General features: G+C 48.4%; 11 protein-coding genes and 1 riboswitch. Of the genes, 9 read left to right on the top strand and 2 right to left on the bottom strand.

Annotated features, from left to right (window positions below; all coding sequences use genetic code 11):
• From HP399_RS22495 to HP399_RS22475, 5 genes are all read left to right on the top strand, one after another.
• Nucleotides 1–762: an ABC transporter ATP-binding protein gene (locus HP399_RS22495; RefSeq protein ID WP_007722436.1), complete on the top strand. Its 762-nt coding sequence runs from the start codon at nt 1–3 to the stop codon at nt 760–762.
• A 1-nt stretch (nt 763) separates the two neighbouring features.
• Nucleotides 764–1,477: an ABC transporter ATP-binding protein gene (locus HP399_RS22490; protein ID WP_173619067.1), complete on the top strand. Its 714-nt coding sequence runs from the start codon at nt 764–766 to the stop codon at nt 1,475–1,477.
• Between the two features lie 125 nt (nt 1,478–1,602).
• Complete coding sequence (locus HP399_RS22485; protein WP_173619066.1) at nt 1,603–1,854, top strand: DUF2164 domain-containing protein; 252 nt, start codon at nt 1,603–1,605, stop codon at nt 1,852–1,854.
• 38 nt (nt 1,855–1,892) lie between these two features.
• Nucleotides 1,893–3,674, top strand: coding sequence for an excinuclease ABC subunit UvrC (gene uvrC / locus HP399_RS22480; protein WP_173619065.1), 1,782 nt, complete (start codon nt 1,893–1,895; stop codon nt 3,672–3,674).
• Between the two features lie 103 nt (nt 3,675–3,777).
• Nucleotides 3,778–3,965, top strand: a riboswitch (Lysine riboswitch).
• Between the two features lie 230 nt (nt 3,966–4,195).
• Nucleotides 4,196–5,437 (top strand): aspartate kinase, encoded by a 1,242-nt coding sequence (locus tag HP399_RS22475; protein ID WP_173619064.1) that lies wholly within the window; start codon nt 4,196–4,198, stop codon nt 5,435–5,437.
• Between the two features lie 53 nt (nt 5,438–5,490).
• On the opposite strand, the gene HP399_RS22470 is transcribed toward HP399_RS22475, so the two are convergent.
• Entirely contained in the window at nt 5,491–5,943 is a 453-nt protein-coding gene (locus HP399_RS22470) for a YslB family protein (RefSeq protein WP_173619063.1), read from the bottom strand.
• Between the two features lie 429 nt (nt 5,944–6,372).
• Between HP399_RS22470 and HP399_RS22465 the strand changes: the two genes are divergently transcribed.
• From HP399_RS22465 to sdhB, 3 genes are read left to right on the top strand one after another with little or no spacing between them, the layout of a single operon-like run.
• Nucleotides 6,373–6,984, top strand: coding sequence for a succinate dehydrogenase cytochrome b558 subunit (locus tag HP399_RS22465; RefSeq protein WP_007722458.1), 612 nt, complete (start codon nt 6,373–6,375; stop codon nt 6,982–6,984).
• Between the two features lie 19 nt (nt 6,985–7,003).
• Complete coding sequence (sdhA, locus tag HP399_RS22460; RefSeq protein WP_007722462.1) at nt 7,004–8,758, top strand: succinate dehydrogenase flavoprotein subunit; 1,755 nt, start codon at nt 7,004–7,006, stop codon at nt 8,756–8,758.
• Between the two features lie 18 nt (nt 8,759–8,776).
• Nucleotides 8,777–9,526 carry a succinate dehydrogenase iron-sulfur subunit gene (gene sdhB / locus HP399_RS22455; protein ID WP_007722466.1) on the top strand — a complete coding sequence of 250 codons (750 nt, stop codon included), beginning with the start codon at nt 8,777–8,779 and terminating at the stop codon, nt 9,524–9,526.
• A 57-nt stretch (nt 9,527–9,583) separates the two neighbouring features.
• Here sdhB and HP399_RS22450 read toward each other — a convergent pair whose 3' ends face one another.
• Complete coding sequence (locus HP399_RS22450) at nt 9,584–10,033, bottom strand: MarR family winged helix-turn-helix transcriptional regulator (RefSeq protein WP_173619062.1); 450 nt, start codon at nt 10,031–10,033, stop codon at nt 9,584–9,586.
• Between the two features lie 189 nt (nt 10,034–10,222).
• Here HP399_RS22450 and HP399_RS31100 point away from each other — a divergent pair, with 189 nt between their 5' ends.
• A complete protein-coding gene (locus tag HP399_RS31100) occupies nt 10,223–13,954 on the top strand; it encodes a S8 family serine peptidase (RefSeq protein WP_173619061.1) in 3,732 nt (1,243 codons plus the stop codon).
• Nucleotides 13,955–14,016: the final 62 nt, after the last annotated feature.

The raw sequence follows: 14,016 nt of genomic DNA, 5'->3' as shown, positions 1-14,016 counted from the left end.
ATGTTGCTGGAACTTGCGAACGTAGGAAAAAGCTTTGGCGGCATCACCGCTCTTCGTGACGTTTCTTTTTCCGTCGGAGAGGGCGAAATTGTCGGCTTGATTGGACCGAATGGTGCGGGGAAAACGACCATTTTCAATATGGCAACGGGTATATTCGAACCAACGACGGGTACTTTTTCTTTTGCCGGACAAAAGCTAAATGGAATAGCGCCGAACAAAATTACCGAAATGGGGATTGCGAGGACGTTCCAAAATATTCGCCTCTTCGGTCACATGAGTGCGCTGGACAACGTGAAGGTAGGCTGCCACTCGCGCATGAAGGCAGGCTTCTGGGCATCCCTTTTGAAAACACCCGGACAACGTGCGGAAGAAAAGGCGGTTACCAAAAAAGCAGAGGAGCTTCTCGAATTCGTAGGCTTGTCTGACATTGCAGATGTGCGCTCGGATACTTTGGCCTACGGTCAACAACGGCGCCTGGAGATTGCACGGGCACTGGCTACTGAGCCAAAGCTTTTACTTTTGGACGAGCCTGCTGCCGGAATGATCGAGACTGAGACAAAAGCGCTCATGGAGCTGGTCAAAAAAATTCGCGATGACGGGACGACGGTCCTGTTGGTCGAACATGATATGGGATTGGTCATGAACCTGTGTGAAAAGGTCGTATGTATCAACTTTGGGGTCAAAATTGCTGACGGCACCCCGGCAGAGGTACAAAACAATCCAGATGTGATTGAAGCCTACCTCGGCAAGGAGGATGAATAAGATGCTGAACATACAAAACTTGACGACCTCCTACGGTCAAATCAAGGCAATTCGTGGGATCACGCTGGAAGTGCCTGAGGGCAAAATCGTCTCGCTAATCGGGGCGAACGGAGCGGGGAAAACCACAACCATGCGTACGATCGCAGGTCAACTGAAGCCTGAAGCAGGGACGATTACGTTTTGTGGTCAACGTATAGAGGGTTCGAGACCTCATCAGATCGTAAAAGCCGGACTGGCTTTGGTACCAGAAGGGCGTGCGATCCTCGGGAAGATGACCGTGCTGGAAAACCTGGAGATGGGTGCATTCCAGCGCAACGATGCACAAGGAATCAAGGACGACATGGAAAAGATGATGATCTGGTTCCCTATCCTCAAGGAACGGCTTTCTCAATTGGGAGGGACGATGTCTGGCGGTCAGCAGCAAATGCTAGCCATTGCCCGCGCATTGATGTCTCGACCGAAGCTGCTACTTTTGGACGAGCCGTCGATGGGTTTGGCTCCCATTGTGGTGTCGGACATTTTCAAGGTGATCAAAGAAATCAATGCGGAAGGTACAACCGTCCTCATCGTGGAGCAAAATGTCAAACAGGCCCTCAAAATCGCTGATTACGGGTATGTACTGGAGGCAGGGCAAATCGTATTGGACGGTACAGGAGAATCATTGTTAAACGACGAGCGTGTAAAAGAGGCATATTTGGGCGGTCGCAAGCACTAGTCTGCCTATAAAAAACTGTCGCCATGTAATGAGGCGGCAGTTTTTTTCGTATTGATTCCATGGTACTATGAAGGGTAGAACGTATATTCTCTTATGATGCGAAAAACGGAAGGAAGCTGGATACGATGCCAACCAAATTGACGAGAGAGCAAATGGAATATCTTGTTCATCAAGTACAGCGCTATTTTATAGAAGAACGGTCGGAGACACTCGGCAATTTGGAGACGGAAGAGTTGATTGCCTTTTTTTCAAAGGAGCTCGGCCCCTTCTATTACAATCAAGGGGTACAAGACAGCCGCAAGCTGCTGATGGAACGAATGAGTTCCTTAGAAGATGAACTGTATGTATTGGAAAAGCCAATCCACAAGAACAAATAGATACAAGGCAGATATAGAGCAAAGAGGAGGGAGCAGCCATGAACAGCTCCTTAAAAGATAAACTGGCCGTCCTTCCAGATAAGCCAGGCTGCTACCTGATGAAAAATGCGAGCGGGGAAATCATTTACGTAGGAAAAGCCAAGGTTCTGAAAAACCGCGTCCGCTCTTATTTTACAGGCAGTCATAACGGGAAGACGCAGCTGTTGGTCAGTGAGATCGTGGACTTTGAGTACATTGTGGTATCCTCAGCGATTGAGGCGCTCATCCTCGAGTGCAACCTGATCAAAGAGCACGACCCGCGTTACAATGTCATGCTCCGCGACGACAAGACGTACCCGTACATCAAAATTACGAATGAGGCACAGCCCCGCCTGGAGATTACCCGTAAGGTATTAAAAGATAAAGCCAAGTATTTCGGTCCGTATCCGAATGCCGGAGATGCCTCCGAGGTGAAGAAGCTGCTGGATCGCCTCTATCCGTTGCGCAAATGCCGCAATATGCCCAAGCAGGTTTGTCTTTACTACCATTTGGGACAATGTCTAGCGCCCTGTGTGTACGAGGTATCGGCAGAGGAAAATCAGCGTTTGGTGGATGAAATCAGCCGGTTCCTCGATGGTGGCCATGATGCAATGAAGCAAACTCTCACGGAAAAAATGCTGCAAGCCGCAGAAAACATGGAGTTCGAACGCGCCAAGGAATATCGCGATCAGATCAAGAGCATCGAAGCGGTGATGGAGAAGCAGAAGATCACGTTCGCTGATACGGTAGACCGCGACATTATTGGGTTTGCTGTGGAAAAAGGCTGGATGTGCATTCAGGTGTTCTATATGCGAAAAGGGAAGATGATCGAGCGTCAGACGACTTCCTTTCCATACTACGGTAGCGAAACCGAAGACTTCATGTCTTATGTGAGCCAGTTCTACTACGACAAGCAAAATGCGCTGCCAAAAGAAATTTTGCTCCCGCAAGAGAGTGAACCGGAGCTTTTGAGTGAGTGGCTGGGCATCAAAGTCCACGCTCCCAAAAGAGGCAAAAAGCATGAGCTCGTGAACATGGCTTCCGAGAACGCCCGTATTGCTTTGCAGGAGAAGTTCGCGCTGATGTCCAAGGACGATGCTCGTACGGTCCAAGCGGTACACAATCTCGGTCACATTTTAGGGATTCCGGTTCCTCATCGAATTGAAGCGTTTGACAACTCCAACATTCAGGGAACAGAGCCTGTGTCTGCGATGATTGTGTTTACAGACGGCCGCCCTGACAAAAAGGAGTACCGCAAATTCAAGATCAAAACCGTCGAGGGACCAGATGATTACGGCTCCATGCGCGAAGTCGTTCTCCGTCGATACTCTCGCCTGCTGAAAGAAAACCAGCCGATGCCCGACCTGATTGTGATCGATGGTGGAAAAGGTCAAATCAGTGCGGCTATGGACGTGCTGGAAAACGAGCTGGGTCTCTATATTCCCGTCTGTGGACTCGCGAAGGATGAGAAGCACCGCACTGCTCAGCTCATGTACGGAGATCCGCCAGAGCCTGTAAATCTTAGGCGTGATAGCTATGAGTTTTATTTGTTGCAGCGCATCCAAGATGAAGTCCACCGTTTTGTTATTACGTTCCACAGACAATCCCGGACGAAAACGATGCTCTCTTCGCAATTAGATGAGATCCCGGGTATCGGTGAGAAGCGACGCAAGCTGTTGTTCTCTCATTTTGGCTCGCTGAAAAAAATGCGCGAGGCGACGGTTGAAGACTTCCGTCAATTAGGGATCGGCGACAAGCTGGCAAAAGAAATCATCACTCATCTGCGCAAGCTGGACACATAGCAAATGTAACTTTTGGAACATCCTCTTAAAAAGGAATTGATCCATTTTTAGACTCATGATATAATCCGATTCAAACAGAATAGTTAGCCTCACTTCCATTATGGAGTGAGGTAGAGGCGCGAAAACCAAGAGTACCACCCTGAGATCGGGTATCTGTGAAGGGGACGGAAAAGGGGAATTCGCCGAAGTGTGGAGGGAAACCCGCTTTTCTCCATGCTGGGTCTGCGTTGAACAAATGCAGGACTGTCATCTGCACAATGACCAATTGTCAGATGGAGAGCTATCTCACGGTGTGTCAATGTGAGTTTTGATGGTGTTTACTGTCAATCTTCGTTGTCCGCGTGTATTGGGAGGGAGGAACCGGTATGTCGAAACAATAGGCAGCGGCAGGTCTTATTCCTTGTCGGTGCCTTTTTTGTAAAATAAAAATGCAAGACTTTTCCTTATAGAGAGAATAGTGAAAAACCATACGATACGAGATAAATACCAACATTGGATATGAGAAAAGGGAGAGAAGCCGCATGGGGTTGATCGTGCAGAAATACGGAGGCACCTCTGTAGGTACCATTGAGCGAATTTTACGAGTTGCGGATCGAATTATCAGCTACAAAGAGGAAGGGCATGATGTGGTAGTCGTTGTTTCTGCAATGGGGAAATCTACTGACGTATTGGTAGACATGGCCAAGCAGATTAGCGCATACCCATCCGAGCGTGAAATGGATATGCTGCTGACCACGGGGGAGCAGGTATCGATCGCGCTTTTGTCGATGGCCTTGCATACAAAAGGCTACGACGCCATTTCTCTGACGGGTTGGCAGGCTGGAATTACCACAGAGGCGATTCACGGAAGAGCACGGATCAAGCAGATTGATCCAGAGCGGATTCAATCCGAGCTCGGTCGTGGTCGTGTGGTGATTGTGGCAGGATTCCAAGGGATCAGTGACGAAGGTGAAATTACGACGCTCGGCCGCGGTGGATCGGATACATCTGCGGTTACACTCGCAGCGAGCTTGAACGCTGAGAAATGCGAAATCTTTACGGACGTGTCCGGGGTGTACACAGCTGATCCGCGAATGGTTCCAGCTGCGAGCAAGCTGGATACGATCTCGTATGATGAGATGCTGGAGCTGGCGAACCTCGGTGCAGGGGTTCTTCATCCAAGGTCAGTAGAGGCTGCGAAAAAATACAAGGTAAGGCTGGTCGTCCGCTCCAGCTTTACTGCCGAAGATGGTACGTACGTTGAGGAGGTTGCCAACATGGAAACAGGAAGAGTAGTAAGTGGAGTTGCACACGATGAAGATGTAGCCAAAATTACGGTGGTCGGCATGCCTGCCAAGGTCGGGACGCTCTCCCGTCTGTTTAATACGTTGGCGGACAATCAGGTGAACGTCGATATCATTATCCAAAGCTCCTATGATGCGTCTGTTACGAACATTTCTTTTACCGTTGCAGCGGATGATCTGAAAAAAGCACTGGATACGCTGGACAGAAACAAAACCGAGCTTGGCTTTGAAAAAGTCGATTTCGAGGAAGGCTTGACCAAGGTATCGATTGTTGGCTCAGGCATGATCAACAATCCAGGGGTAGCTGCCGAGATGTTCCGCGTCCTGGCAGAAAAAGAAATATCTATTAAAATGGTATCTACGTCTGATATCAAGGTTTCTTGCGTTATTCCAGCAGCTTTGACGGAGCTGGCTGTTCGCAGTCTTCATTCGGCATATGGTCTGGATGTCGAGGAAACCGCGGTCGTGCACGGAGTATAAAACATGGATGGATGCTCCCTCTCCCTTTGTTACAGGTAGAGGGGGCATTTTCTTCATGACGCTACTTGTACAGATATACGTATGTCTGAAGGGCTTTCCATTTCGATTTTGCTGAATGCCTCTCTTGCTTTCCACTGCTCAATCATCCCAGCTATGATCCCAGCCTCAAAAGAAAGACTGCATCCTAGTCTCTCTATAGACTGATAGCTAAAAATAGAATGAGTGAGCGAATAGACGATAGTTTGCCCGGTCTCCTCCACGATGTCTAGTTGGCCTAATCCGAGCCGAATAAAAGGCATAATCGGGCCAGTTGCAGATTGGATGGGGATTTGGCGGCCCATATTTTTTCCTATCCAATAGAGAATATGGTTTTCACTGTCACCTAGCAGGGTGCTGGTCAGCGTTTCGCGTAGAAGATGATAGCCAAGATAGGGCATGTTCATTCTTTCCGCATAGGGAATGGTCTCCGGCGGCAACAGTGCTGCAAGCTGATCCTTCTCTTTCATATGTGCCTCCCTCCTGTCTGTACTAGATTATGAGGAGGGGCTCACATTTATGACATCTTAATAGAAAAAATAGCTAGACTAAACAAAGTTATTCTATCAATGTATTTAGTACATTGATTGTCTTGACGCTCTGTGTCGACAAGAGTACAATTGGATTTGGTCAAAGTTTTGCCCAACTTTTTCTCGAATTTTGACACATTCCGACAAATTCATATGATCTAGCAAACGCAGTCTTTTTGTGAACAGCGTCAAGATGCTCTTCATAAAATGATCGTGGCGGTTTTGCTATGTCTAATGGGTGAGGCAATGGGTTAGGATATTGGGGAAAGGTCTATCAAAACGGACGAAAACCGTTTTGGACCGCTTGCGGTGATGCTTGACGTTTTTCACAGAATTGAGAGTTACATACATTGAAAGGGGGACCATTGTATGGCGAAAGGCCATAGCTTTCTCAGTCACAAGCTACACTCACTTCTTGGTTTGTTTCCGATCGGGCTCTTCCTCGTGTTCCACTTGACCGCCAACTATCAAGCGACTCGTGGACCTGAAGCTTTCAACCAGGCAGTAGGCTTCATTGAAAGCCTTCCATTTCTGTTAGTACTTGAATTTGCCTTGATCTACCTCCCGATCCTGTTTCACGCAGTTTACGGTCTCTACATTGCGTTCCAAGCGAAGCATAACGTAGGGAACTTCGGTTACTTCCGAAACCAAATGTTCTTGTGGCAACGCGTTACAGGAGTCATTACCCTCATTTTTATTGTTTGGCATGTTTGGGAAACCCGTATCCAAAAAGCACTGGGTGCACACGTAGATTATGACATGATGGCAAACATTTTGAGCAGTCCTGCAATGATCGTATTCTACACAATCGGGATTATTAGCACGACTTTCCACTTCTCCAACGGACTGTGGTCGTTCCTGGTTCACTGGGGAATTACAGTTGGGCCGCGTTCCCAACGCATTGCAACATTCCTGACTTTGGGCGTATTCGTAATTGTAACCTTCATCGGCTTGCGTGCGATGTCGGCTTTCATTTTGTAGGGATAGGGGGACAAAACTCATGGCAAAAGGTAAACTGATCATTGTCGGTGGAGGTTTGGCCGGCTTGATGGCTACCATTAAAGCAGCAGAAAAAGGCGTTCCTGTTCAGCTGTTCTCCCTGGTTCCGGTAAAACGTTCCCACTCTGTCTGTGCGCAGGGCGGTATTAACGGTGCGGTAAATACCAAAGGGGAAGGCGACTCCACATGGGAGCACTTCGACGATACAGTATATGGCGGAGACTTCTTGGCAAACCAACCGCCAGTTAAAGCAATGTGCGATGCAGCACCTGGCATCATCTATATGTTGGACCGTATGGGCGTTATGTTTAACCGTACGCCAGAAGGTCTGTTGGACTTCCGTCGTTTCGGGGGAACCAAACATCACCGTACCGCTTTTGCGGGTGCGACCACTGGACAACAGCTTTTGTACGCATTGGACGAACAAGTACGCCGTTATGAAGCTGAAGGTCTGGTAACCAAGTACGAATATTGGGATTTCCTCGGAGCCGTTTTGGACGATACAGGAACCTGTCGCGGGATTACTGCGCAAAACATGCGTTCCGGTGAAATTCAATCCTTCCGTGCGGATGCCGTTATTTTGGCAACAGGCGGACCTGGTATCATCTTCGGTAAATCGACGAACTCGATTATCAATACAGGTACAGCAGCGTCTGCGGCGTATCAACAAGGGGTTATCTACTCCAATGGTGAGATGATCCAAATTCACCCAACTGCAATCCCTGGCGACGACAAGCTGCGTCTGATGTCCGAGTCTGCTCGTGGTGAGGGTGGCCGTGTATGGACGTACAGAGACGGTAAGCCTTGGTACTTCCTGGAAGATAAATACCCTGCATACGGAAACCTGGTTCCGCGTGACATCGCGACTCGCGAAATCTTCTCCGTTTGCGTAGATATGAAGCTGGGTATCAACGGCGAAAACATGGTATACCTCGACCTGTCCCACAAAGATCCAAAAGAACTGGATGTAAAATTGGGCGGTATTATCGAGATTTACGAAAAATTCGTAGGGGATGACCCACGTAAAGTTCCAATGAAGATTTTCCCTGCGGTTCACTACTCCATGGGCGGTATGTGGGTAGACTACAACCAAATGACCAATATCCCTGGTCTGTTTGCAGCAGGTGAGTGCGATTACTCTCAGCACGGTGCAAACCGTTTGGGTGCGAACTCCCTCCTGTCCGCGATCTATGGCGGTATGGTAGCAGGTCCAAAAGCAATCGAGTACATCAAAGGCTTGAACAAATCCTCTGATGATCTGTCTTCCACGCTCTTCGACGGCTTTGCTAGCCAAGAGCAAGCGAAATACGACAGCATCCTGAAAATGGACGGAACAGAAAATGCTTACCTGATCCACAAGGAACTGGGTGAGTGGATGACTGACAACGTAACGGTAGTACGTTACAACGACCGTCTGCAAAAAACGGATGATAAGATCGTTGAACTGATGGAACGCTACAAGAAAATTAACATCAACGATACAAATAAATGGAGCAACTCTGGTGCTGCGTTTACCCGTCATCTCTGGAACATGCTCGCACTGTCCCGTGCGATCACGATCGGTGCTCTCAAGCGCGACGAGAGCCGCGGTGCTCACTACAAGCCTGATTTCCCTGAGCGTGATGACGAGAACTTCATGAAGACGACAATGGCGAAGTACAATGCTGAAACGACTGCGCCTGAAATCTACTATGAAGACATCGACGTATCCCTGATCGCACCACGTAAACGTGACTATACGTCTGACAAGAAATAAGAGAGGAGGAAACTGATCATGGCAGAAAAATTGATTCATTTGATTATCACTCGTCAAGATAGCCCTGACAGCACTCCGTACAAGGAAGAGTTCAAAATCCCTTACCGTCCTGGTATGAACGTGATTAGTGCTTTGATGGAGATTCAACGTAATCCACTCAACGCACAAGGTCAAAAAACGTCTCCAGTAAACTGGGAATCGAACTGCTTGGAAGAAGTATGCGGTGCGTGCTCGATGGTTATTAACGGAAGACCGCGCCAAGCGTGCTCGGCACTGGTTGATAAACTGGAACAGCCGATTCGTCTTGAGCCAATGAGCACCTTCCCTGTACAACGTGACTTGTCGATTGACCGCAGCCGCATGTTCGATGCGCTGAAACGCGTAAAAGCGTGGGTTCCGATCGATGGTACGCATGATCTGGGACCTGGTCCTCGCATGCCGGAAGTTGAGCGTCAATGGGCGTACGAGCTTTCGAAGTGCATGACGTGCGGTGTTTGCTTGGAAGCTTGCCCGAACGTGAATGCAAAGGCTGAGTTCATCGGTCCGTTCGCGATTTCGCAGGTTCGTCTGTTCAACCAGCATCCAACGGGTATGATGAACAAGCATGAGCGTCTGGAAGCCCTGATGGAAGATGGCGGTATCGGTGATTGCGGTAACTCGCAAAACTGCGTACAAGCATGTCCAAAAGGCATTCCGCTGACAACTTCGATCGCTCACATGAACAAAGAAACAACTAAACATGCAGTGAAGAAGTTCTTCTTCTCCTAATAGACGAAGAAAAGGCGTGCACCGGTTATCCGGAATGCACGCCTTTTTTCTTTGATTTTAGTTCTCGGAATTCGTCTCGATGACCGCCGCCATCGCCAGCTTTTCAAAAATGAGGACGAAGTGCTGGAGTTCATCTTCGCTGAGGTGAGAGAACATTTTATTTAGCTTTTCTCTCCGATTCTGCTTGGCTACTTGCAGAATTTTTTTGCCAGAATCGCGCAAGCTGATGTAAACCACTCGGCGATCTTCCTCATCACGATCACGGGCGACGAAGCCGTGTTTATCCAAACGGTCGACCATTGCTGTGATTGCGCTCGGTTTGACCCCCATTGATTCAGCCAATTCTCCAACGGTGCATTTTTCCTTCTGTTCCAACTGATGAAGAATGTAGAATTGCGGGCCAGTTAAACCAGAGACAGGTTCGGCTAATTGCGTTCCCATCGTGCGCATAATGGTACGAAACGCCTCCTGCAGGCGCTCAAGCGTATCTGTTAAGGGGGAGGGCATGCTCGTATCTTCTCCTTATTTGATCTATTTCTTCGTTATCGGGAATATTTGATATGTAATATTTAACGCACTTAAATATAGGCTGAAAATACTTCGTTTGTCAACCTTTGCGAAAAGAAGGGAATACCCAAGCGATTCCTAGTGAAAACTGAAAACATAATGGAATGACTTCCAGCAAGGGGGCAAACGATGAAGAAAAAGGTATGCAGCATTGGATTGATATTGGCTTTGCTTCCCGCAACGACTGTCAGCACAACAGCGTTTGAAGGAACGGCGACCATTCGTACGCAGATTTTGCAGGATCTCGCGGAAATGCACGAGCCATTACATACAGGCAAGGTGGATAAGGAATATAAAACAAAGGCAGATGAATGGCAACGGCAAGAACTACTACTGCGAGGTGAGCAATTAAAATCCGCGCCTGTCGATTCGCTGGAAATGATTGAGGCGACTAAGGCTTGGGAGGAATCGGGGGTAAAAGGGGAAGGGATGCTCGTTTCTGTGATCGATACGGGAGTCAATCCGCGCCATCCCGATTTGCCTGCCCCGCATGATAAGCGTTCAGCCATGCAAAAGTCAGGCTCTTCCCAGAAGGTGATCCCTGGCTTTAACTGGGCTGATCGTACGCAAACAACGGAAGACGTATCGGAATCTCAGCATGGTATCCATGTGGCGGGAATTATTGGTGCGAACGGAAAAGTAAAAGGGGTTGCTCCTGAAGCCCAGCTCATCAGCCAAAAAGTATTTTCCAATTATCAAAGCGAGGTTCCTGGGCTAGGTGAATCGATTTTATTTGCGATCAATGATTCCATTACGAAAAAAGCAGATGTCATCAACTTGAGTCTCGGTTCCTCAGCGGGCTATGTGGATGAAACCAATGTGGAGCAAATGGCAGTAAAGCGAGCAGTCGATAATGGGATCGTAGTAGTGGCAGCCGCGGGTAATGATGCGTATTTCGGCAGTGATAAGGTACGAGCACAGAATCCGGATATCGCCATGATCGGTTCTCCAGGCTTGAGTCCTGATGCGTTTTCAGTTGCTTCTGTCAATGCTACAGCACTCGCTGGCTATAGCTTCACGGTGCAAGGGGTACCCAGTATGGAGAAAGTCGTGTATTTATCGGGATACGTGGAAGGCGGGGGGGCAATAAACCCAGTCATGACACTGATGAAGCCGTACCCGCTTGTCTATATGGGAAAAGGGAAGAAGGAAGACTACAATGTTTCCGTAAAAGATAAGGTGGTATTGCTCGAGCGAGGCGACATTTCATTCGACGATAAGCTGCGCCTTGCCAAAGAAGCAGGAGCAGTTGGTGCAATCATCTACAACAATGAAATGGGACCACTCATTATCAGTGCAGAGCATGCCAAACAAATCCCGGCTGTTTCTGTCTTAAAGCACATGGGAGAGCAAATGGCACAAGCGATTAAAAAAGGCAAGAAAGTGACGGTCTCCTTTAACGGTGAATATGGACAAAATCCAATGCCTTATCCAGACGGAGGAACGATCTCGGCCTTTTCGTCATGGGGACCAACCCCCGATTTGCAGTTCAAGCCGGAGATTGCAGCTCCAGGTGGGGGCATCTTGTCACTCACGCGAGAGTCTGAATATGCCGTGAAAAGTGGTACGTCAATGGCAACGCCACATGTGGCAGGCGGGATGGCTTTGCTGAAGCAAGGCTATCTCAAGCAAGGGCGGAACCTGCAAGGCAGATCGCTTGTCGATACGTTAAAGGCGGCGGCGATGAATACAGCAGAACCGATTATCGATCCGCAAATCAGCGTACCCGCAGCGGATAAAGAGAAAGCAAAAAAAGTTCCTTACAGCCCACGGGTTCAAGGGGCAGGACTGATGCAAATCGCAAAAGCAATCAAGACGCCAGCCATTGTTGTGAATGCAAAAGGAAAAGCAGGTGTCTCATTGGGAGAGATTGGGAATTCAACGACCTTTTCTCTATTCATTAATAACAAGTTTGGCAAAAAGCCCATTACGTATCAGCTGCAAAATGAGTTTGGTGTGATGACTGACTTGCGCAAGAATGGGATCAACATGCTAACCGATACCCTTTTCGAGGGGGCAGAATTGCAATTTTCCGCTCCTAAGATTACCGTTGCGCCGGGGAAGTTAGAGGAAGTGAAGGTAACGCTCACGATTCCGAAAGGCTCAGCACGCAATCAATTTGCAGAAGGATTTATTTCCTTTCAACCAGATGATAAGGAGCTGCCAACGTTGCGCACGTCGTTTTATGGCTTCTACGGCGACTGGGATGAACCAAGGATTATGGATCAGCCCGTATGGGAGGCAGAAAGTCAGGAAAAACGAACAGGTGTCAAGACGAGCTGGTATCACGATAAACGCAATGACAAATGGCGCTATCGGGATTATCTAGGTGTTACAGGTGTCAAAGCCGATGGCGGTGCGAAAGTCGACCCCAATCATATTGCCTTTTCGCCAAACGGGGATGGGCATTACGATGTTGCGGCTCCTTCGATTACTTTTTTGCGCAATGCCCGTCATATTATCGTCGAAGTAACAGACCAGTCAGGCAAGCCGATTCGCACTCTTGTGCGTGATGAAAAGGTGAGCAAGTACGACCAATCCAAGCTGGGGACGCCATACTATTTTACGGAAAAGGAAGCGTGGAGCTGGGATGGAAAGATCTTTTCACCACAAAAAGGCGCCTATATACAGGCACCTGATGGACAGTACCAATTCTCCATTAAGGCCAAAATAGACGACCGCAATGCAAATTGGCAATCAATGACACTCCCCATCCGCGTGGATACAAAAGCTCCTGTGATTACAGCTTCTGTGTCAGGAAACCGGGTTCAGTGGAGCAGCCGCGATAAAGATATCCAAGCCTATTTCCTCTATGTAAACGGCAAAAGGGTAGGCGGTCCCTATTCTCCAAAAGTGTCCAGCACACTCATTAATCAGCCGGATAAAAAAATGAGTGTGGTAGCGTATGATTATGCAGGGAACATCAGTGTGGCGCATATTAACGGGAAAAGTGACAGCACTCCGCCATTTGTGGAGTTCCCGGATGATTTGTTTCCTTATCTGAAAATATCCAAGCAGCCGGATGTAGCCTTCAGGGGCAAAGTAACAGGCGAGGATATGATGGACAGAGTCCGCTTGTCGATTAACAAAACGCCTGTAAAGCTGGCGACGGATGGATCATTTGAAACCATCCTGCGATTAACGGAAGGTCTCAATTATGTGATGTACAGTGCGATGGATATGTATGGAAACAAGCGCCAATTCACGCAGCGGGTCATCGTCGATACGAGTCCTCCAACACTGCAATTGTTAAACGATGGCAGCGAAGACGTCCAGTTCGATGCAGCAACCAAGAACATGCTGGTTCCAGTCCGCTTCATGTACAGAGATCAAACATATAAAGGTCAGGTAAGTATCAATGGGCAAATCGTGTCCTACTTTGAAGAAGAGCAATTGGAAATTCCTGCCCAAAAATACGTAACGCAAATTTTGAGTATGAAGCAGGGAGAAAATCGTATTTTGCTTGAAGGCAAAGACGGTGCAGGTAATCAAAGTATGTTGCTAGTGTATGCGTATGTCGATGCCAATTCAGGGTCGGTCGTCATAAGCAATGGGGAGCAGCGTATATCCTACAAGGCGCGAACAGTGCCAGCTCCGACGATCCAGCTGCCGAACAAACAGCTAGAAGGGCAGGAAGGTGAAGCACTGCCCATCGAAGGGAAAGTGACAGGTGCCGGTGCTGTTAACCTTCAAATCAACTATGGATCAAAAAGCTTTCAGACCAACGCGAATGATCGTGGGCTATTTCGCTTGGTGCTTCATGAGGTAGAGGAAGGCAAGCAAAAATTGACGGTTGTTGCTACTGATGCACTGGGTAGGGAAGCCCGGGCGGAGATGAACGTCGTCGGTAAGAAAAAATAGAGTAGCAGGCCCGTCAGTAGCAGAGAAAAGGCTATTGCCGGGCCAAATTTTTGTGGGAGGAT

Origin of the sequence: Brevibacillus sp. DP1.3A, from assembly GCF_013284245.2 — a bacterium.
GTDB lineage: Bacteria > Bacillota > Bacilli > Brevibacillales > Brevibacillaceae > Brevibacillus.
The sequence above is the reverse complement of the archived record's forward strand: the minus strand, read 5'-3'. Positions and strand labels throughout refer to the sequence as shown.

Bases quoted from the DNA above. Each gene is read 5' to 3' on its own strand.
- HP399_RS22495 (WP_007722436.1), top strand. From the start codon at position 1: ATGTTGCTGGAACTTGCGAACGTAGGAAAAAGCTTTGGCGGCATCACC.
- HP399_RS22490 (WP_173619067.1), top strand. From the start codon at position 764: ATGCTGAACATACAAAACTTGACGACCTCCTACGGTCAAATCAAGGCA.
- HP399_RS22485 (WP_173619066.1), top strand. From the start codon at position 1,603: ATGCCAACCAAATTGACGAGAGAGCAAATGGAATATCTTGTTCATCAA.
- uvrC (WP_173619065.1), top strand. From the start codon at position 1,893: ATGAACAGCTCCTTAAAAGATAAACTGGCCGTCCTTCCAGATAAGCCA.
- HP399_RS22475 (WP_173619064.1), top strand. From the start codon at position 4,196: ATGGGGTTGATCGTGCAGAAATACGGAGGCACCTCTGTAGGTACCATT.
- HP399_RS22470 (WP_173619063.1), bottom strand. From the start codon at position 5,943: ATGAAAGAGAAGGATCAGCTTGCAGCACTGTTGCCGCCGGAGACCATT.
- HP399_RS22465 (WP_007722458.1), top strand. From the start codon at position 6,373: ATGGCGAAAGGCCATAGCTTTCTCAGTCACAAGCTACACTCACTTCTT.
- sdhA (WP_007722462.1), top strand. From the start codon at position 7,004: ATGGCAAAAGGTAAACTGATCATTGTCGGTGGAGGTTTGGCCGGCTTG.
- sdhB (WP_007722466.1), top strand. From the start codon at position 8,777: ATGGCAGAAAAATTGATTCATTTGATTATCACTCGTCAAGATAGCCCT.
- HP399_RS22450 (WP_173619062.1), bottom strand. From the start codon at position 10,033: ATGCCCTCCCCCTTAACAGATACGCTTGAGCGCCTGCAGGAGGCGTTT.
- HP399_RS31100 (WP_173619061.1), top strand. From the start codon at position 10,223: ATGAAGAAAAAGGTATGCAGCATTGGATTGATATTGGCTTTGCTTCCC.